We start from the raw sequence: 19,629 nt of genomic DNA, 5'->3' as shown, positions 1-19,629 counted from the left end.
CCTGGCCCTATGAAGCGCGTTCCACCACCTGCAGCCGTCGTACCTTCGCCGGTCCCTGCTGTTGGCTCGGCCGGTACTCGGGCACCAGTTCACCGAGCACCGCCCGCGCACGCTGCCCGTCTCGTTCGGCCACCGCCTGCTCCAGCGCCTGCACCCCTTCGGCGAGCACCGCCTGCGACTGCGACGGCTCCCAGGCGCGCAGGATGCGCCGATACCCCGTCCCGCTGACCTGCTCGCCAAGGAGCAGCTGCTCGGAGAGCTTCTCTCCCTCCCGAAGGCCCGTGTAGACAATGGGGATCTCGCCCTGCGGGTCCGCGGTATCGCGCACCCGAAGACCGGAGAGGGCAATGAGTCGCCGGGCCAGGTCCTCGATGCGCACCGCCTCATCCGGCTCCAGGACGAAGACCTCCCCGCCTTCGGCCAGCGCACCGGCTTGCAGGAGCAGCGCCGCCGCCTGCGGGATCGTCATAAAGTAGCGCCGCGCCTCGGGGTGGGTGACCGTCACCGGCCCACCGTGGCGGATCTGCTCACGAAACAGCGGCAGCACCGAGCCCGAGGAGTCGAGCACATTGGCAAAGCGCACCGTCGCCAGGCGCATCGCACTCTGCCCCTGCGCCCGGGACTGGATCAGTTGCTCGGCGGCACGCTTGCTCGCGCCCATGACACTCGTCGGGCGCACCGCCTTGTCCGTGGAGACGAGCACAAAGCGCCCCACCCCGGCACGCTCGGCCGCCTCCAGGCAATGCGCGGTGGTGAGCACATTGTTCGCCGCCGCCTCCAGCGGATTGGCCTCAAGCAGCGGGACATGCTTGTACGCCGCGGCGTGGTACACCGCCGAGACCCCGGCCTCGGCGAGGATGCGCTCCATGCGCCTGGGATCACCGGCATCGGCCAGGTACGCTTCCATGGCAAGCGCTCGGCCCTCGCGCGCCGCCTCCCAGCGCAGCAGCTGCGTGAGCTCATAGAGGTTGTGCTCATTGCGCTCGATGAGCACCAGCCGCCCGGGAGCCAGGCGGGCGATCTGCCGACAAAGCTCCCGGCCGATCGACCCCCCGGCACCGGTGACCGCCACGTGCGCCCCCGATAGATCGGCATGCAGCCGCTCGGGGCAGGCGATCGCCTCGACCGCACTGCGGGCATCCACCGGCTCGACGTCCTCCAAGCCCCGGCGCCCGGCGAGGAGCTCATCAATGGGGGGGACCGTCTCCACCGCCACGCCCAGGGCCTGGAGCTGATCGACAATCCGGCGGCGGTGGACATCCGCTGCCGAGGGCAGCGAGAGGATCACCCGGCGCACCCGATGGCGGAATAAGGCCTGCTCCAGGTGCTGAACCGGGTAGACGGGCAGACGGTCGATCCGGGCCAGCGTGCGCCCCGGATCCTCGTCGATGAAGGCCACGGGTCGATACCGCCGGCCGGATCGAAGCGCGCGGGCAAGCAGCGCGCCGGTGCTGCCCGCCCCGTAGATGATCACCGGCTCGCCCGTTAAGCGTGCGATCATCGCCGCTGCCCCGCTTTGCTTCGGTGGCTGTCTGGCTCCATGGGTCTCGGGCCTCTGTTCTTGTTCCTGGTTCTTGTTATCGTCTGGATCCGAGGGCGTACTCGCACAGCCGCGCCCACCAGGGGCGCTGCGGCAGGGGGGATGCGGCCACCTGCTCGAGTGTGGCCACCCAGGCCAGCTGCGGCGTGCGCCCAAAGGCCGGGTTGAGCCGCAGTTCGTTGAGCGTCTCGATCTCAGCCATCGCCTGCTCAGGCCCCGGGCTGTGGCCGACCACATCAAGGGCGCGCTCAATGCGCCGGCGCACCGGCTCGGGCAGCAACAATCCCTGCCGGTCGAAACACACCGTCTCCCGATCGATCCGCTCGAGCGCCTCCGCGGCCTCGGCTGAGGACCGGGCGCCCGCACGGGTACAGGCAGCGAGCTGACGCGTGATCTCCCGACGCGCCGGCCCCCGGGCGTGGGGGATAGCGGTCAGAAACCCGGAGCGCACGTGGATGAGCACATAGACGGCGTTCGCCCCTATCCCGGCGCTACCGAGCACCCAGCGAAGCACTCCGGCCGGCTGCGGGGCGTGCACCTCGGCGCCCTCGTTGAGCTGCGCGATCAGCGGATCCGCTGCGGTGACCGCGTGCATCCAATCGCCCATGGTCGGCTCAACCTTGCCCACGCTCTCGCCGTGACTTGAGCCAGCGCAGCCAGGAGACCGAACGCCCCAGGCCCCACTGCGCCTGCTCCGCCTGAGCGGTGAGCATGCGCAAAAGCTCATGCGCCTGGGTGCGCGAAAGGGAGAGTGCGCCGACCGGCCGCGGCGTCTGGGCAAGCCCCGGGGCGCTGGGCAGATCGTGGCCGAGCAGCCCCACCAGGACCTGGCCCTGCTGGATGTCGATCCGCTCCTGCGTGATCAGATACGCCCCGTCCTCAACCGGCTGCGCGTCGGTGCGCTCATGCGCCCCCGGCTCCTGTTGGGGGCCCTCCTCGCTGCCCTGCCGCTGACCGGCCAACTCCGAGCGGGCGGCGACATGCTCCATGGCCATCACCGCATCCGCCGCCGGCTGCCCCTCGCCGGCCGGGTGACTGCGCTTGAGTGCTTCATTGAGCCGCGCCATCAGCCGGCCCATCACCCGCCGCGGGATCCAGGCCGAACGCTGCTCGCCGGTGACCATCGCCAGGCGCAGCAGCACCCGGTCCTCGGCCGGCGAGTAACCGATCTGGATATGCCGCACCCGCGGGAAGCTCTGCGAGGAGCCCTCACTCATCGGCACAGCGGATGATCATCGCCCGGTCCAGATCGGCGAGCACCCCGGTCACGCCGGTATGTGCCTGCCACTGCTCGCCGGTGCTTGCGATCACCTCATAATCCCCATCACAGCGCTCATTGGCCGCCTCGATACAATCACTCACCCCCAGCCGCCAGTCCGAGCAGTCAATGAGTGTGCCCTTGGCCCCGTCGCCCAAAGGCACCGGCGTGGTCTGGGTGCTGGCACAGCCGCCGAGGATCACTCCCGCGGCGAGGAGTAGCGCGCTGCTGCGGAACTTGTGCTGCATGGATGGCTCCTAGATTCATTGCGTGGTTGGATCGGCCGGCCCCCTCACGAGGACTCGCTCTCATCGCCGAAATCAAGCTGATCCCAGTCGATCTGCGCCTCGAGATCCGGCTCGCCGAAAACGGCCTCGGCCTCCGGCAGGTGCTGCTCGCGCGAGCGCGCCTTCGCCAGTGCCTCAAGCCGTCGGCGCTGATCGGCGCTTAGAAGCTGCGCGTAGGCCAGCCCCAGCGCGCCGGTATCCCGCAGCCGCTGCAAGGAGGCGGCATCCAGGGCGTTTAACCGCGGCTCGTCGATCCGATAAAGCCCGCCGAGACGCTGCGGCTGCTCGCCGCCGACATGAAGCTCCAGCCGCCACTCGGCCAACACCCCAGCCTCCTCCAGAGCCTGAGCCGCGCGGTCGGTCTGCACCCGGCTGCGCGCCAGAGCACCGAGAAAGTCAATCACCCGCTGAAGGGCTGGGGTCGGGCTGTCCGAATCATCGAACAGCGCCTCGCCGGTGTAGGCGTCGGCGGCAAGCTCCTCGGCCGACTCATCGACGGCCACCACATGCCGGTCCCGATCCCTTTCGGCGAGATAAAACGGGTGGGCGCGCAGATAGGCCGGCACATACGCCCCACGCCAGCGCCCGCGCGTATCGACAAACGCCGAGCGACCAGGCTCGGCACCGAGGACGGCGTGGAGCACCGGACGGTCGCCGGTGTGGCTAAACGCCAGCGGGAAAGCACCCACCGCACGGGGTAGCTCGCGGCGGGTGATCGGCACCAGCGCCCGGGTGGCGGCGTGCCGGTAGCCTCGCGCACGCTGCCAGTACAAGCCGCGGTGACGGCTGGCGGCGAGCGGCTTTAAGGATGCAGCGCTTCTCATCGCTTGATCCTTCTCTCCATCCAAAGGGGCCGGGCGGTGTCGAACCGCCCGATTCACCCCCTACTTGGCTGCCTTACTGCTCCGGCAGCTCCTGTTTGAGCACCTGCGCATAGGCACTGCGTGCGGTGCGCGCCAGCGCCAGCTGACGCTCGAGACGACGGATCTCGCCGTCAGCCGCACGCAGGTTGGCCAGCTGCTGCCGGGCGTTTTTGGAAAGCTGATCGAGCCGATACGACTGGCCATCGATATTGACCGTCCGCGGCTGCTCGGTGGCTTGCTCTTCAGCCATGCTCCTCTCCTCAGATTGGGTTTATGTTGCTGTGGGTAGAACGCGCGCCGCGCCGGCGCACCCTACGCGGGCGTCGGCTCCTTCGGCCGCTCATGGTCATAGACCAGCTGCGTCTGATCCACCGTACCCTCACGCTCAGCATCCGTGGGCTGCGGAAGCCGATAGTCCCAGCCACTGACCCCGGCACGCTCAATCAGCAGATCGTGAAACGCCCGCAAAATGCGCACATACGCCTCCCCTTCCCAGGGCAGACGCCGGCCGGCAAGGCGGTTTCGCATCGCCGCGTTCGCCTCAAAGACCACGATCTCGCCACTTTCAAGCGGACAAAAGTCCACCGCTGCGTAATCAAGCTCCGTCGCCTCAAGCACCGCACGAACCCGCTCGATAACCTCATCGCCGAGCACCGCCTGCGGGTTTTCGAGAAAACGCTTGGCCTGCTCGATAAACGCCGGGTACTGGTTCATGATCGGCAGCGAGTTCTCAAGCGTGACCTTGTACTGATCCGAGATCTCGCAGTGCGCCGGATAGAGCTCACCGTCGATGATGAAAAACCGGTACTTCGCATAGAGCTTGAGATGCGGTGCTTTCGGCGAGTGAAAGCTGCAGTCGACGTACTCGGTGATGTTCAGATCCTGCTGCTCACCAGCCGGCAACTCGTAGTGCACCTCCTCGGGGGCGGTGAAACAGACCAGGTGCTGCTGACCGTGCATCTGCCGCGGCCGGACGAGGATCGGGAACGAGAGCTCGTTCGCCTCGACTTTCTTGCGGATCGCGCGGCTGCAATCACCGACCTGCGCGGTGAGATTCACCGTCCGCGGTGCAATCACCCCATCGAGACTGCGTAGGCGCATGTGCGTACCCATCCGCGTGCTCTTGAGAACACTCGATGGGTGGTTGACCACCGGCACCCCAAGGGTGTCGATATACGGCAACGAGCGCGAGAGCGCCTCGCCCGAACGATCGCCATCGGCAATGGCGTTGTAGATCACATCCACCTCGGGCAGGGCCTCGAGGATATCCGGCTTGTGATCGAGTGATTCGATCGGCATCTCATAGATCGTCACGTGCTCACGGTCGAGCAGTGCACTGATGTTGTTCGTCCCCTGAAGCACCGAGCCGCGGCTCGCCGGGTTGTAGCGCAAGGTTCCGTTGGCAATCGAGAACAGCTTGAGCACCCGCAGCCGCTCCTCCCCTTTCGAGCGCCGGGTCTCGAACGGCTCCCGTCCCGCGGCAGCGGCCAGGGCCAGTTCCTCGGCTCGCCGACGCCAGCCGATCGCCCCGTAGAGCGCCCCAAGGAGCTTGTTGCGCTCGTAATCGTCCGGGTCCATCGCACGCAGGCGTTCAGCGGCAACCACCGCGGTGCGCGCCTCCTTGGGCTCGGCGGCGGCCATTTGAATCAGTTTGCCCAGCTCCTTGGGCTCATCGGGCTCGAGCAGACACACCTGCTGCTGAACCGTCAGCGCCTCGGCACCACGATCAAGCCTTGAGAGCGCCAGCGCACGGAGCTTGAGCCCCACCAGCGAGGCCGGCTCGACGCGCAGAATTTGATCGGCGCAATTGAGCGCCTTCTCCGGCTTGCCCCCATTGAGCGCCCGCTCGCCCTCGCGTATCACCTGCGCAACCGTGACCTTCTTTCCTTTCTTCGATGGCTGCGCCATCTGCACCTCCTCCGGTTCGTACCCGCCGACCGCGGCAAAAGCGTCGCGGAGCGGTCCGACCGATCCGAAAAACCAGCTGCCTATCGGAAAGAACCCCCAGCCTCTGACGAGACTGGGGGTTCGGTCATCGGCCAAGGGGAAGGCCGAAGCAGCCCTCCCCCAGCCTGACTGAGCGAACCGCTCAGCGGTTCGTCAGTGCATCGCGCTTAGGCGTAGGCTTCACTGAAGTTCTGATCATGCAGATCATCAAGCTCGACGCCAATCAGCTGGATCTCGCCATCGATGACCCGGTCGGTGCCGATATTGAGCCCATCCTCCTGGAACCTGCCCAAGACACCCTCCAGATCGCCATCGACACCTAGGTCTTCTCTCTCTTCGAAGGCAATGAGTACATTTCCTTCGCTATCCTGCAGCTCGTTTTCGCCGCCGTCCCATTGCCAGTTTTCGCCATCAAAATCCGTACCAGCTTCCAGGTTGTCTTCTTGCAGAAAGCCCGCGTCGGCGCCACCCGGACTGAAGGACAGCTCATCGGTCTCATTCTCGTCATCACTACCCGCCGAGAACCCGTGAATGATCACCGTGCCGATATCCGCATCGGACTCCGCTTCATCGTCCGAGTTACCGAACACAAAGTCGAAAGTCCCCTCATCCGACGAGTGTTCCTCAAGGTAGAACTCTTGCACGCCGTTGAACTCATTGTTCTGACGCAGCGCAAGAACCACATCAGCGGTGTCGGCATCGCTCTCACTGCTGCGTTGGAGATAGGCCGTCAGGTCTTGGGCATAGCCGTCCTGACCCAGCTCTCCATCGCGATCCCGGTTATTGAGCCCACTGTCATTGCTGGTGAGATCAACACCCGTCTCGATGCTCTCACCAAGCACAAGGCGGTCAGCATCGCCCTCAAGGGTGAGCTCGTTACCGTTAACCTCCAGACCGCTGGCATCGGCAATCGTCAGCTCGACTTCCTCGTCGGCGCCACGGTCGACCTCGAGGGTGAGACCCGAGGTGTCGATTTCCCCATCAAGGCTATCAACGGTCAGGTCTTCCGTGAGCTCAAAGGTAAGCCTGCCTTCCGCGTCGCTTGTGAGGACCAGCTGCTCGACGGATGCGCCGACAGTGTCGTTCTCGATGGTCAGGTCGTGGGAATCGCTCTCCAAATCCACATCGAGCCGCTCGGTCTGCTCACCCAGGATGACGCGGCCATCGCCGCCCTCCGCGTCAACCCAGGCGCTCAACGCGCCCGACAGACCCGAAGCGTCAAGGACGTCTTCGTCACCGTCATCCAGGGTCAGCCGATCCGAGGAGCCGATCGACAGATCGCCGTTGCCGGTGACTTCCAGAGTGTGCCCGTTCAGATCCAGTTCCGAAGCGTCTTGGATCTCGGTGCCGTCATTGGCGTTGACCGACAGCGAGAAGTCACTCCCCAACTGCGTGGTCGCACCAAACGCCTCGACGACCACACTGCCGGCACCGGCGGTGTTGAGTTCCTCCAGGCCGTCGCCCAGGTCATTGCCGAGATCCAACGACTCGATCGTCAGGTCACCCTGCTCGGCGTTGAGCGTGATCGAGTCGGACAGGCGGGAAGTCGTGCTCTCGTCATCCAGCGTTTGGATGGTCAGACCGTCCTCGTGACGGTTGGTGATCGTCAGATCCTCGCCATCACCCGTCTCGACGGTATCGAGATCCGCAACCGAACCACCGTCCTCAACAATCAGCTCCTGGCTATCAGCGCTATCTGAGAAGCTGACGTCGGTGACGTCGATCTCCGTGTCCTCGACGTTGGCGTTGTCGAGCGTCACGCTCTTAGCGTTGTCGATCTCATCAATCTCCAGCTTGGAGGCCTCGTTCTCGTCGGCATCGAACGCCCCCTCAAAGCGGATCACCAGATCCTCGTTTTGGGCGTTGATGTTGTTGAGATCCAGGTTCTCCGTGCTGGAGGTGCTGACAATGAGCTCCTCGATGTTGTCAGCATTGACGCTGGTGCCAGCAAAGGTGCGATCGCCATCGCCGCTGTTGTCGATGGTCAGGGTCTCGAAGTCGCCCGCGTCATCACTAGCACTGAGCGTACCCATCTCGATGTCCCCGGCGCCGGCGAGCGACAGGGTGTAGCCCTCGACATCGGAGACGTCGGCGAAGGTGATATCGCTATTGAGGTTGATCTCACCGTCTTCAGCAGCCGTGAGGCTCAGATCGCCGATGTCCTGCTCGAAGATGCCGGTGGCACCACCGTCAACGTTGAACTCGCCCTCGCCGGTGTTGTTAATCGCCAACGCCTGACCGGCATTCCCGAGATCAATCTCGTCCGAGATCGTCAGATCCTCGTCCCCGGCGATGACCAACTCAGCCAGCCGATCCGCGCTCAGGCTGTTGAGCTTGCTCGTGCCACCATCTGAAGTCCCCTGCAAGGTCAGCGTCTCGACGCCAGGCATGTTGAGAGCGGGGGCGTTGGTATCGACGATCACCGTACGCTCGCCAGCATCATCGGCGATGGTCACGTAGTCGGAAGGGCCGCCTGCTCCGATCGCCCCGGTCAGCTTGATCTCCGGACCCGCAGCGAGGTTGTTGATCGTAAAGTCGCTACCGACCCCATCGAGCTCAATGGTGTCGATGTCCCCACTGAAGCGGAAGGCATCGATATCCCAGTCTCCGACGTTGTCAAACGTCACCACAGCGTCGTCGACACCCTCGTCCACCACGATGGCGGCACGGTCCGCATCCGACTCGTCCGCGCCCGCGGCGCCATCGAACGCAACCGTCGGCTCGGCCTCGGTCAGCGTGGCGAAGATCGTGGCGAAGTTCGCCTCGGCCAGATCCTCAACAGCGACATCGTTGAGCACCAGCGTGCCCTCGCCGCCCACGTCCGCCAGGTCGATCTCGACATCGGCTTCCGGATCGTCAAACTCGACGAGCGCGTTGCCCTGGTTGTCGTAGAGGATCAGGTCGCTCGTATCGAACTCATCGACATCGGCGATGTCCAGGAAGTCGATCTCATCCGAGTCAGCAAAGCCGTCGACCCGGTTCATGCCCAGATCACCGTCCCCGAAGCGCAGGGAGATGTCACCGGTCCCGTCGGTCAGCCCGAAGTAGTCGTTGCCTTCACCGATCCGGACTTCACCGAAACCATCGCTATTGGTCAGGTACGCCTCGAGGTTGCCGCTGTGCTCGCGGGCATCCAGGACACCATCGTCGAGGTCGAGGTCGCCGTCAGCACCCATGCGGATGTTGCCGGCACCCTCAAGCTCCAGGGTCTCACCGTTCACGTCGAGATCGCTGGCATCCTCGATCTCCAGCCGGGCGCCCTCGTCGACGGTGATCGACCAGGTGTCGCCGAGTTCGGCTTCGTTTGCAGTAAATCCGCTAATCTCGACCAAGCCCGTGCCCGTGACGGTCATGCCGTCCTCGAAGGCATCGGACGTGCCGAGATCGCTGCCATCGTCGGTGCCCAGGTCCAGGTTACCGTCAATGCGGAACGTACCGCCCTCGTCGGTATCGAAGGTCAGCTGCTCTTCGACCTGGCCATCGCTGGTGAACTCGAGATTCCCGATCTCCTGATCGGCGTCACCGCGCAGCTCCAGGGTCAGGTTCTCCAGCTCGTCGTCCGAGAACGTGATATCGCTGCTGTCATCAACGCCGTCCAGGAAGACCGTGTTGTCGATCCGCTCAGCGTTCAGCCCCTGGAAGTCCACATCGCTGAAATCACCGTCGGAGCCGCCAAGGACGCCGACTGCCGTGAAGGACTCGTAGGCCGACAGATCGTAGTTGCCACCGGTTACGCCGAGGGTCTGGAAGTTGGAGATGGCCGCGTCGATATCCAGATCGTGACCGCTATGCTCCTGACCCAGGCCACCGCTGACGGCCAACACGTTGTCGCCGCTGCCACCGTCGAGGTTCAGCTCGGCGTTGAAGGTGTCGACCGACTCGAGCGCCTGGCCGATGTAGAAGACATCGTCGCCCTCACCACCGAGGACCTCGAAGTCGCTGCCGCCAATGGCCTCTTGGGCGTCAAGGGCAACGGTCACACCAGCGGTTGTCGTCGAGGCATCGACGGAACGGACGTTCTCGGCGGAGGTGTCCGTAATATGGATCGCGCCGTCACCGGCGAGTTCCAAGTTCTGCAGCTCATCGCTGGTATCCAGGTCATCAATAGCGACATCGCCGTCGGCCTGGATCGACAGATCCCAGACGCCATCAACGTCCATCTCAGTCAGCGTGTTCACGCTGTCCTCAAGCGCGGTGACGCTCATCTGACCGGCCGGATTGCCAACCATCAGCTCCGCACCGTCGCCGCGCACGCCGTCGAGGACCACGTCCATCGAGTCGTCACGGCCATAGACGCCGTCGTCGAACTCGACGCTGTAGTCAGCGCCCTCACGCACCTCGTGCATGCCAACAACCGCCTCTTCCTGGACGTCGTTGACATCAAGATCTTGCGTGGACTCGTTGCTCCAGATCTGCTCGGCACCGGAGGTGTTGGACAGGCTGATTTCTTGGTCCGCATCCAGGCTCTGGAAGTTCAGGATTTGAACATCGGTCAGATTCGGGGTGGTCTCATCGCTCTGGGACTGACCGACCGCGTTGCCGTTGATCTGCGCATAGAGGCTGTTCTCGCCACCGCGGCCGTTGATCGAGTCGTTGCTCGTCAGGGTCTGCTTGTCGCCGTCAAAGGCGTCAGCATCCAGCTCGGCGATGAACGTGTTGTTCGCGCTGGTGCCGATCATGGTGTTCGCGCCGGCATCCAGGTACTGCGTCGCGCCACCAACGCCGTCCACCGGGTAGATCTTGTTAAGGTCACCGCCGTGCTTAAGCAGCTCCTGCGCGTCATCCGTCGACTCGGCCTCCTGGAGCAGCTCGTTGGCCGCACGCTCACGGAAGGCAATCACCTCCTCGTCCGTGTTCAGACCCTCGTTGCCCTGCGCGGCCTGGTAGAGCATCTCGCCGAGAAGCTCCTCGCGGCTCAGGCCATTGTCCAGCTGACCCTGCCAGTACTCGATCCGCGCCTCGGCCTCGTGCAGGTTGGTCGTATCCCCCGCCTCGGCCTCCTCGACACTGAGCTCACCACGGACCGCGTAGGCGGCCAGGATCAGGTCGCGATCATCCTCGATCTCACTGGCCGCACCCCACGTCGGGAACGACACGTCCATCCACAGACCGTCTACACTCTCGAAGTCTTCTCGACTCATCATGCTCTCCTTTTGGAGTTCCTAAGTCCCCTTTGATCCAGTCGCCAGTCCGGTTGCCTGCGCACCCCCAAGGGGTAAGGAGCTTGCGTGACGCTCAGACTGTTCAACCGGCAAAGCTCTCTAACTCGTTGTTGGCCTTGGCCAAGTCCTTCGTCCGGCTCCGGCCTCGGGTCGGGCGAGCTTCAGTCACCCTGAACTCGGCGCCCATGCCGACTTTGGTTAGGCCGGGACCGGACCAAATTCGTTTACGCAACGGGGTTCTTTCGCATTAACCCTGTATTGGTGAACGTCACCATATCAGTCAGGGTTAGGCGGAGGTGACAACGCAGGAGAGACGAGTTCACATTACGATGTTGGTGTTTTATTAACGCAACACCAAGGATGAGGAGTGTTCAACAAAAACGACACTGCAGTTTAGGCAGGTGGACAACACGGCCGGTGGGCGACCAGTTGTCACGCATGTCGCTCTGTCTGATTTTTTAGACGACTCAAGAGGGGGGTGTTCCACGCTATGCCAAGCTTTGCGTAGAGTGCGCGACCAAGGACATTGTCACGCGCACGCTGCGGGTATAGCCGCGCTGACTAGCCAAGGAGGCCCCCTCTTGACCGAGCAGCTGGAGCAGTTTGTCCGCCGGCATGCACAGAAGCAGCGTCTTTCGCTGACGGAGCTAGCGCAGCGTGCCGGCATGAGCCGCCAATCGCTATACGGGCTGTGGCAGAGCGAGCGCCACCCGAATCTCAGCAAAATGATCGAGCTCGCCGAGGCGCTTCGGGTCCATCCTCTGCGGCTCCTCGAACACTACTTCGCCGCCTCCCTGCCGCTCCGGAACGTTCAGAACGGTTTAGCTGACGTTAGCTTCGGCGAAGACCGCACTTACTTGCTTGAAGCTTTATTAATAAACGCAAACGAAGCGATTATCGGGTTTAATCATCAGCGGCAAATCGTTGTGTACAACACGAGAGCGGAAGCCCTCCTGCGCACCCCTGCGCAAAGGGCGCGCCGTGCGCCCGTCGATTCCATCCTCCCCACGGAAGCCGTGCAACGTCTCTTTGAACGAACACAGGGCGCTCCCGCCAGCCGGCAAAATGGCAACGGAAATTCAGGGGGTCCTTTATACCTGCAGGTCCGCTGCGGGGACGATGGGACCCGTTGCACACTGACCGCCCGGGTTACCGAACTGCAGCTTGAGGACGGGCAGCTTACGCTGCTTTGGATCAATCCTGCCGAGGCTCACGATTCAGCGCCCGAGGCGCGGCCCCACCCCATCGCGCAAGGGGACAGAACGCTGTCGCGTGAGCCTCAGACCGGCCTTCCTGCCTCCGACCAGGTCGATGAGTTGCTTCGACGCGGTGCGGTCTTCGCGAATTGGCTCGATACGCACATGGCGCTGGTCATCCTGGACTTTGAGGCGCTGCGCCTGGCGGCGGACACCCTTGGCCAGGATGTCTGCAAGCAGGTGCTCCGTGCAGCGGCCGACGCCCTCCGGGGGAGCCTGCGCCACACCGACCGCATTGCCCTCGCCGACGACCATGCGCTGGCCATTATCCTGCCAGGGCTTACCGAGCAGTCCGACGCGCGGGCGATGGTGGACCGCCTCCGACAGGCGATCACCCACTCCCGCAAGGCCAACCAATTCCACGTCGATATGACCCCAAGAGCCGGTATCGCCCTGTTCCCGGATGATGGCCAATCGCCTGAGGTCCTGCGTCATCTGGCGTGGGCTGCGCTGGAAGCGGCCGGGCGCCAGGGCGAGATGACACGACTTGTTGATCGGCCCCTCGTCAATGGTGTGTCGGAACAGGTCGCACTGCTTCGGGATCTACAAACAGCGCTGCACAACCGTGAGCTCGAACTGCGCTACGAGCCTATCCACGAGCTCAATGGTGGACGCTGCGTGGCCCTTGAGGCGCTGGTGTGCTGGACCCATCCCGAGCAGGGTTTCATCGACACACCCCGCCTACTGGAGACGGCGGGCCAGGCAGGGCTGTTGGGTGAACTCGAGGCCTGGACCGTGGATCAGGTATTCCGCGATCTCCAGACGCTGGCGGGGGGGCGAACCCACTGGCCTCGGGTCGCCATAAACGTCACCGCCGAAGGCATCCTTCACGACGCTCTGGAGCCGGATCGCCTGCGCCAAGCATTGAACAGTATCAAGGCGCCCCGGGGGACACTTGAACTGGAGGTCGCCGAGTGCGAGCTTTCTAAGACGGATACGGCCTTGACCCGTCGCATGGCCGATCTGCGCAGCCACGGCATTCATGTGGCGATCGACCATTTTGGACACGGCCACGCCCCGCTGTTTGGCATGCCGGACCTTCCGGCCGACCGGCTCAAGGTCCCGTGCCCCGCGCTGGGCACCCGGGGCACGGTGGATCAGGTCGGCCTTACCTCCATCGTGGCGAGGCTGGCGGTGCAGTCACGTTTTATGCTCAGCGCGACTGGCGTGGATTCGCAACAGGCCGTGACACAGCTACACAATCTCGGGTTTGATGAGGCCCAGGGCCCCTATTTCTCTGCCCCGATGCCAGCCGGTGACCTGCCCGCTTATCTCTCCGGCGCGGCTTTGACCAACAACTAGCCGGTTGTTGGGGCCGCTTGCGCGGCGTGCCGACAACCACCGCACCCCTTAGGATCCGCGAAAGAGTTGATCCAAGGCGACAATATCTTCGCCGCTTAGATGCCCCGCCGCGCGCCGGAGCTGCAGGGTGTCTAGCAGGTACTGGTGACGCGCCTCGGCCAGGTTGCGCCGCGACTCGAAGAGCTCGCGCTGGGCCTCAAGCAGGTCGGTCACGTCCCGGGTCCCGGCTTCCACTTCGTCCTGCATCGCCTGCACGGTCCGCTCGCCGGAGCGCACCGCCACTTGGTAGGCCTCGATCTCGCTGCGCCCGCTCCGGATCCCCTGGAAGGCGCTGCGCGCCTCGCTGCGCACCCCGCGGCGGACCTGCTCGACCTGCTCGCGCTGGCGTTCGTGCCGGCGCTCCGCGCCACGGGCCCGGGCGTTGATGGAACCACCCTCGAACAGCGGCATCTGGACCTGGACGCCGACGTATAGGTCATCCAACTGGCGGGCATTTTGCTCGGCCTGATCGGCAGCATCCATATCTACCTCGGCGGCATCATCAAACCGCGTGTATCCACCCACCAGATCGACGGTCGGGTAGCGCTGGGCCGAGGCCGCCCGCGCCTGCCGCCCTTCCGCTGCCAGTTCGGCGCGGGCGGCGATCAGCTCCGGGTTGCCGGCATAGGCGTGCTCCAGCCAGATGTCCAACTCGGGCGGGTCGAGCGGTGGCAGCTCGGCGTCCGGGCGCAGCGTGGCCAGGTTGTAGTGGCGGCGGTCGGTGAGTTCGGCGAGCTGCTCGTGCGCGACCTCCAACTCCCCCTCGGCACGGATGAGTGCCGCCCGGACGTTGTCGTAACGGGCCCGCGCCTGCTCGTACTCGCTGGTGGCGATCTCGCGGGCCTCATGCAACGCTTCGGCCTGGCGCAGACTGGCCTGCACCGCTTCCAGCTCGCGCTGCTGGAGTTCGACGTTGGTCTGGGCGTCGAGGACGCCGAGGTAGGCCTCGGCCACGCGATGAATCAAATCCTGGCGGCGCGCCTCCAGCTCGGCCTGCCCGGCGTCGGCGCTGCGCTGGCTGCCCTGCCACTCGTGCCAGGCCGGCAGATCGAACAGCGGCTGGCTGAGGTTAAGCATGTACTGTTCTTGGGTAAAGGTACGGGAGAATTCCGTCTCCACAGCCGGGCTCCCTTCCACCTGCGCCCGCTCTTCGTCCCGATCAGTGTAGCGGACCTCGGCACTGATCCGCGCACTCGGCAGCAGCGCCCCGAGTGCCGCGCGCCGGTCCTCAAGCAGGGCCTCGTACTCCAGGTGCTGCCCGCGCAGCTCCGGGTCCGCCTGCTCGGCCTGGCGGTAGATGTCGAGCAGGCTCTCGGCCGACTCGCCGGCGCTGGCCCCCATCGGTCCGGAGAACCCGACGAACGCCGCCAGCGCGACCATGCCCTTGCGCAGCCGTACCGGCATGCTCAATCCTCCCGGAACGAGCGCGCGATGGCGTCGGTGATCGGCTTGGCCAGGTACTGCAGCGGCGTCCGCTCACCGGTATTGATCATCACGTCCGCCGGCATACCCGGGCGCAGGTCCGCATCGCCGAGTTTCGCCAGTTCCTCGTCCTCGACCACGGCGCGGACCTTGTAGTACGGCTCCTGGTCCTCCTCCTCGATACGATCCGCCGAGACGAAGGTCACCTCGCCCTCGATCACCGGCGTGCGGCGGAAGCTGAAGGCGGTAAAACGCACGTCCGCGGTCATCCCCGGGTGGACGTTGTCCACGTCCTGTGGCCGAACCTCACCCTCCAGCACCAGGGGCTCACCCTCAGGCACCAGGTCCAGCACCGGCTCGCCGCCCTGGATGACGGCGCGCTCGGCGTGGACCTGCATGTTCACCACCTCGCCGCCGACCGGGGCGCGGATCTGCTTGCGCGCCAGGGTGTCCTCCAACGCGCGCAGCTCCTCCTCAAGCTCATCGACCTGGTCCGAGGCCTCGCCAAGATCGGCGGCCACCTCGCGCTGGAATTCCCGCTGCGTCTGGATCATCTGCAGCTGCGCCTCGCCGATCTCGATCCGCGAGGCGGCAATGGAGGCGCGCAGCTCGCCGGCCTCGCCCTCGAGGCCGGCGAGTTCGCGTTCGAGCGGGCGCAGCTCGGAGCTGGGGATCGCCTCGCGCTCGACGAGCTCCTCCTTGGTCTCGATCTCCTCTTCGAGCGAGTCGATGCTGCGCAGCTTGGCCTCACGCTGCGCCTCCATGCCCTCGATGCGCTCGCCGAGTTCATCGATGCGCTGCTCGAGGACCTCGATCTCGCCGTGCAGGGCGTCGCGCCGGGTCTCGAACTGCCGCGCCTGCATGCGCCGTACGCGCTCGATGGCCTCGCTCTGCTCGGCGCTCTCCTCAACCTGCTCAGGGAAGGCGAGCTCCTCTTCGCCCTCGAGCTCCGCCTCGAGCCGGGCCTGGCGGGCCAGCGTGGAAACGTAGCGGTGCCAGGTCATCAGGTACTCCGCCCGCGCCTGGGTCTCGTCGAGCTGGATGAGCAGGTCACCACGCTCGACCACATCACCATCGCGCACGTGCAGCCGCTCGACGATGCCGCCCTCCAGGTGCTGCACCGTCTGCCGGTACGAGTCAACGGTGACCGTCCCCGGGGCAACCACGGCGCCGTCGATCTTGGCCGTGGCCGCCCAGCCCCCGACACCGAAGAAGGCCACAAGGATCACCCCCAGACCGAACATCCGCGGGAAGCGGTCGTTGGTGGGCGGCGGGCCGGCAGTGCTGCCGCCGCTGCCGCTGGCCGGCTGGAGTTCGCCTTCCCGGGGCTCGGCGCGCTCGACCACCTCTCCCTCGCGTGTGGAGTCGGCGTTGCCGTCGTCCCGACGGGCTGGATGGTCGCCGCGCTCCGGGTTTTCGTCTTCGGATCTGCGTTCCGTCATGTCTGAGAACCTCAGGCGCTGCTCGCGCGGGTCAGGCGGTTGAGGACATCTTGGCGCGAGCCGAGGGTGGCGACCTTGCCGTCACGCAGGACCAGAACCTGCTCCACGGCGCTGAGAATGGCCGCACGGTGGGCGATGAGCACCACGGTGCAGCCGTCCTCGCGCAGCTTGCGGATGGTGTCGACGAGCGCCTCGTCGCCGGCCTGGTCCAGGTTGGAGTTGGGCTCGTCGAGGACGACGATGCGCGGGTTGCCGTAGACCGCCCGGGCCAGGGCCACGCGCTGGCGCTGCCCGGCGGACAGCGCCCCGCTGCTGATGCCGATGCGCGTGTCGTAGCCTTCGGGCAGGCGCAGGATCATCTCGTGCAGGCCGGTCTTGCGCGCCGCCTCGACCACCTTGCGCGAATCCACCTCGCCGAAGCGGGCGATGTTCTCGGCCACGGTGCCGTCGAAGAGCTCCACGTCCTGCGGGAGATAGCCGATGTGGGCGCCGATCTGCTCGCGGTTCCAGTGCTCGATCTCGGCCCCATCGATGCGCACCGTGCCCGCGTAGCTCGGCCAGACGCCGACCAGGGCGCGCGCGAGCGTCGACTTGCCGGCGGCACTCGGGCCGATGACGCCCAGCGTATCCCCGGGGTTGAGCTCCAGATCCACGCCGCGCAGGGCCGGGGTGCGGCTGCCCGGCGGGACCACCACCAGGTTCTCGGCCGTCAGTCGGCCCTGTGGCTCAGGCAGCTCCATGTGCTCGCCGCGCTGCGGCGTGCTCTGCAGCACGTCCTCGAGACGGCTCCAGGCGCTGCGGGCACCGATGAATCCGCGCCAGGCGTGCATGGCCTGATCCACCGGCGCCAGGGCGCGGGCCATGATGATCGAGGCGGCGATCATGACACCGGGGGTGATGACCTGCTCCACCGCCAGGTAGGCGCCAAGGGCCAGGATGCCGACCTGGGCGATCAGGCGCAGCGACTTGGAGGCGGAGGTGAGATTGGCGGAGCGATCCGAGGCCACCGCCTGGAGACTGAGCACGTCGTTATGCATGGCGCGCCAGCGCTGGCGCAGCCGCCCGGTCATGCCCATGGCCTCGAGGACCTCGGCATTACGCAGGTTGGTGTTAGTGAAATCCGTCTCGCGGTTGTACTGCGCGTTCGCCGCACCCAGCGGCTGGCGTGTAATGACTTCGTTGATGTAGGCGAGGGCGAATAAGATCACCGCCGCCACCGTGGCGAAGATCCCCAGCCACGGGTGGAGCAGGAAGATCACCAGCAGGAATAGCGGCGTCCAGGGCGCATCGAAGAAGGCGAAGACCCCCTGCCCGGTCATGAACTGCCGGAGCGTGGTCAGATCCTGCAACGGCTGCGCGTTGGCGCTGTCCGGCCGGCGCAGCGCGCGGAAGAAGGTGGCATCGAAGAGCCGGTTGCTGAGCATCTCATCGAGCCGCCCGCCGGCCCGCACCAGCACGCGGTTACGCGACCACTCGAGCAGGCCGAGGACGATGAGCAGCCCCACCGCCACCACCAGTAGCATGACCAGCGTCTCGACACTGCCGCTGGAGAGCACCCGATCGAACATCTGCAGCATGAACATCGGGGGCACGAGCATGAGCAGGTTGATGAAGAAGCTGAAGGCGGCCACCGCGATGATGGCCTGCTTGAGCTGGCCCATGCACTGGCGCAATTCTCCTTGCCCATCAGTGCCACTGCCACCTTTCACCCGTTTCGGTTCAGCCATGGGATCTATCCAGAAATCAGGGCCTTGTTTAGAGTGCGAACGTTCCCTTTGCACGAGCAAGGACAAAGCGCTGGAGTCTAGCATGCCTTATCGCACGCCCGAAAACGCAGGCTTGGAATCAGGGTCAGTGCGCCTAAGTGGCCAGGTATGCGCGGGCCGAGGGCTGGCCAGTCAGCACCTTGCCACCGCCCCGCAGGAACTGGAGCACTGGCTGGGCGCGCCTCCGGTCGCCGGGACGCTCAACCTGGTCACCAACCGTCCATACCGCCTGAACACAAAGACCGCCAAAGTGTTCGATGAGGACCACAAGATGGTCTGGCCGGCTCGGGCGGGCGATAGCCCCGTGCTCGTCTACCGCTGGCCAGGCTGTCCCCTGCATGTCTTTGAACTCATCAGCCCGGTGCGCCTGCGCGATGCGCTTGGGCTGGCCGATGGCGACCGATTGCAAGTCCATCTCCCCGCCGGGCACCTGGCTCGGGTCTCGGCCAGCGCCTGGGTCGTCTGGGCCCTCCTCTGGGGGCTGCGTACGGGCCGCTATTACCGCAGCCTGGGCAGCTATCCTGCTCTAGCCGAGGGGTTGGGCTTGCGTCTGGGAGCCAGCCAGTAGGGCGGCCAGGGCATCTGGACTTAGCTGGGCTGGCGACCCGCTTTCCAAAGCAGGTAGAGCAGGAGGAGCCGCGAAAGATCGACGCACTTGAGAAGCCGCTCTGTGATCGTCATGTGTCCGCGATAGAACCAGAAGTAGAGTGCCTCACCACGAAGGATGTTGGGCGCATCGCTCAGCCTGGCCCCAGGGTGGGAGCAGGCCTGCGCCACCGCCCGCGCGTCCACCTCGATCCGCTCCCCGGCTTGGTGAAGGGTCCAAAGGAACGCCGAGTCCTCTGCGCTGGGCAGCCGCGCATCAAAACCACCGACCCGCAGAAATACCTCACGGCGCACCGCGAAATTGATCGAGCCGATCCCAATCCGGTACAGCGCCTGGTGGGCGCGCCGAGGATCGAAGAGCTTCTCGCGGATGAGCGCACCGCGACGGTCCAAGATCTGCAACCGACCCATGTGGGCCGCGGCACCGGGGGTGCCTTGGATGGCAGCGGCCAACTTTTCCAGATAGTCGGGTGCCCAGCGATCGTCGTCATCCAAGAAGACCAGCCAATCCCCCCCGGCCGCAGTAGCACCGATATTACGGGCCTGGGCAGCCCCACAGCGCACGGGCGCGCGAAGAACGCGCAGGGGGAGGGTACTCCCTGCGACCGAAGCCGGCTCACGACCATTATCGACAACCAGCACCTCATCAGGCGGCCGTGTCTGCTGGGCGAGATCAGACAAAGCCCGCGCCAAGAGAGAGGAGCGGTCACAGGTCGGCACGATCACGGAAATCACGAGG

At 65.3% G+C, this 19,629-nt stretch carries 14 protein-coding genes; 2 read left to right on the top strand and 12 right to left on the bottom strand.

Annotated features, from left to right (window positions below; translation table 11 throughout):
- Positions 1 to 7: 7 nt before the first annotated feature.
- From LRF89_RS06090 to LRF89_RS06055, 8 genes are all read right to left on the bottom strand, one after another.
- A complete protein-coding gene (locus LRF89_RS06090; RefSeq protein WP_238636750.1) occupies positions 8 to 1,501 on the bottom strand; it encodes a polysaccharide biosynthesis protein in 1,494 nt (497 codons plus the stop codon).
- A gap of 76 nt (positions 1,502 to 1,577) precedes the next feature.
- Positions 1,578 to 2,147, bottom strand: a complete 570-nt coding sequence (locus LRF89_RS06085) for a hypothetical protein (RefSeq protein ID WP_238636749.1) — start codon at positions 2,145 to 2,147, stop codon at positions 1,578 to 1,580.
- A gap of 7 nt (positions 2,148 to 2,154) precedes the next feature.
- Positions 2,155 to 2,757 carry a hypothetical protein gene (locus LRF89_RS06080; protein WP_238636748.1) on the bottom strand — a complete coding sequence of 201 codons (603 nt, stop codon included), beginning with the start codon at positions 2,755 to 2,757 and terminating at the stop codon, positions 2,155 to 2,157.
- Entirely contained in the window at positions 2,750 to 3,046 is a 297-nt protein-coding gene (locus LRF89_RS06075; RefSeq protein ID WP_238636747.1) for a hypothetical protein, read from the bottom strand. Before LRF89_RS06075 ends, LRF89_RS06080 begins: the two co-directional genes overlap by 8 nt.
- A 44-nt stretch (positions 3,047 to 3,090) precedes the next feature.
- A complete protein-coding gene (locus LRF89_RS06070) occupies positions 3,091 to 3,909 on the bottom strand; it encodes a SapC family protein (RefSeq protein WP_238636746.1) in 819 nt (272 codons plus the stop codon).
- A gap of 73 nt (positions 3,910 to 3,982) precedes the next feature.
- The gene (locus tag LRF89_RS06065) at positions 3,983 to 4,198 is read right to left on the bottom strand and encodes a DUF6447 family protein (protein ID WP_238636745.1); all 216 of its coding nucleotides are present in this window, start codon (positions 4,196 to 4,198) and stop codon (positions 3,983 to 3,985) included.
- Between the two features lie 62 nt (positions 4,199 to 4,260).
- Positions 4,261 to 5,856 (bottom strand): hypothetical protein, encoded by a 1,596-nt coding sequence (locus tag LRF89_RS06060; RefSeq protein ID WP_238636744.1) that lies wholly within the window; start codon positions 5,854 to 5,856, stop codon positions 4,261 to 4,263.
- 206 nt (positions 5,857 to 6,062) lie between these two features.
- Positions 6,063 to 11,036: a hypothetical protein gene (locus LRF89_RS06055; RefSeq protein ID WP_238636743.1), complete on the bottom strand. Its 4,974-nt coding sequence runs from the start codon at positions 11,034 to 11,036 to the stop codon at positions 6,063 to 6,065.
- A 602-nt stretch (positions 11,037 to 11,638) separates the two neighbouring features.
- On the opposite strand from LRF89_RS06055, the gene LRF89_RS06050 reads away from it, so the two are divergent.
- On the top strand, positions 11,639 to 13,615 hold the full coding sequence (locus LRF89_RS06050) for an EAL domain-containing protein (protein ID WP_238636742.1): 1,977 nt from the start codon (positions 11,639 to 11,641) through the stop codon (positions 13,613 to 13,615).
- Between the two features lie 48 nt (positions 13,616 to 13,663).
- Here LRF89_RS06050 and LRF89_RS06045 read toward each other — a convergent pair whose 3' ends face one another.
- The 3 genes from LRF89_RS06045 to LRF89_RS06035 are packed head-to-tail and all read right to left on the bottom strand — an operon-like array spanning position 13,664 to position 18,245.
- Positions 13,664 to 15,058, bottom strand: a complete 1,395-nt coding sequence (locus tag LRF89_RS06045; RefSeq protein WP_238636741.1) for a TolC family outer membrane protein — start codon at positions 15,056 to 15,058, stop codon at positions 13,664 to 13,666.
- Between the two features lie 2 nt (positions 15,059 to 15,060).
- On the bottom strand, positions 15,061 to 16,518 hold the full coding sequence (locus tag LRF89_RS06040; RefSeq protein ID WP_238636740.1) for an HlyD family type I secretion periplasmic adaptor subunit: 1,458 nt from the start codon (positions 16,516 to 16,518) through the stop codon (positions 15,061 to 15,063).
- Positions 16,519 to 16,529: 11 nt separating this feature from the next.
- Positions 16,530 to 18,245, bottom strand: coding sequence for a type I secretion system permease/ATPase (locus LRF89_RS06035; protein WP_238636739.1), 1,716 nt, complete (start codon positions 18,243 to 18,245; stop codon positions 16,530 to 16,532).
- Between the two features lie 127 nt (positions 18,246 to 18,372).
- Between LRF89_RS06035 and LRF89_RS06030 the strand changes: the two genes are divergently transcribed.
- The gene (locus LRF89_RS06030) at positions 18,373 to 18,852 is read left to right on the top strand and encodes a CTP-dependent riboflavin kinase (protein WP_238636738.1); all 480 of its coding nucleotides are present in this window, start codon (positions 18,373 to 18,375) and stop codon (positions 18,850 to 18,852) included.
- A gap of 20 nt (positions 18,853 to 18,872) precedes the next feature.
- On the opposite strand, the gene LRF89_RS06025 is transcribed toward LRF89_RS06030, so the two are convergent.
- Positions 18,873 to 19,625 carry a glycosyltransferase family 2 protein gene (locus tag LRF89_RS06025; protein WP_238636737.1) on the bottom strand — a complete coding sequence of 251 codons (753 nt, stop codon included), beginning with the start codon at positions 19,623 to 19,625 and terminating at the stop codon, positions 18,873 to 18,875.
- Positions 19,626 to 19,629: the final 4 nt, after the last annotated feature.

The sequence above is a fragment of the Halorhodospira sp. 9621 genome (assembly GCF_022228055.1).
Classification (GTDB): Bacteria; Pseudomonadota; Gammaproteobacteria; order Nitrococcales; family Halorhodospiraceae; genus Halorhodospira; species Halorhodospira halophila_A.
This window is presented reverse-complemented; position numbering and strand designations above follow the sequence as displayed.

Excerpts from the sequence above, each read along its gene's own strand:
- LRF89_RS06035 (WP_238636739.1), bottom strand. The coding sequence starts at position 18,245 with ATGGCTGAACCGAAACGGGTGAAAGGTGGCAGTGGCACTGATGGGCAA.
- LRF89_RS06085 (WP_238636749.1), bottom strand. The coding sequence starts at position 2,147 with ATGGGCGATTGGATGCACGCGGTCACCGCAGCGGATCCGCTGATCGCG.
- LRF89_RS06090 (WP_238636750.1), bottom strand. The coding sequence starts at position 1,501 with ATGATCGCACGCTTAACGGGCGAGCCGGTGATCATCTACGGGGCGGGC.
- LRF89_RS06070 (WP_238636746.1), bottom strand. The coding sequence starts at position 3,909 with ATGAGAAGCGCTGCATCCTTAAAGCCGCTCGCCGCCAGCCGTCACCGC.
- LRF89_RS06055 (WP_238636743.1), bottom strand. The coding sequence starts at position 11,036 with ATGAGTCGAGAAGACTTCGAGAGTGTAGACGGTCTGTGGATGGACGTG.
- LRF89_RS06045 (WP_238636741.1), bottom strand. The coding sequence starts at position 15,058 with ATGCCGGTACGGCTGCGCAAGGGCATGGTCGCGCTGGCGGCGTTCGTC.
- LRF89_RS06080 (WP_238636748.1), bottom strand. The coding sequence starts at position 2,757 with ATGAGTGAGGGCTCCTCGCAGAGCTTCCCGCGGGTGCGGCATATCCAG.
- LRF89_RS06065 (WP_238636745.1), bottom strand. The coding sequence starts at position 4,198 with ATGGCTGAAGAGCAAGCCACCGAGCAGCCGCGGACGGTCAATATCGAT.
- LRF89_RS06075 (WP_238636747.1), bottom strand. The coding sequence starts at position 3,046 with ATGCAGCACAAGTTCCGCAGCAGCGCGCTACTCCTCGCCGCGGGAGTG.
- LRF89_RS06060 (WP_238636744.1), bottom strand. The coding sequence starts at position 5,856 with ATGGCGCAGCCATCGAAGAAAGGAAAGAAGGTCACGGTTGCGCAGGTG.
- LRF89_RS06040 (WP_238636740.1), bottom strand. The coding sequence starts at position 16,518 with ATGACGGAACGCAGATCCGAAGACGAAAACCCGGAGCGCGGCGACCAT.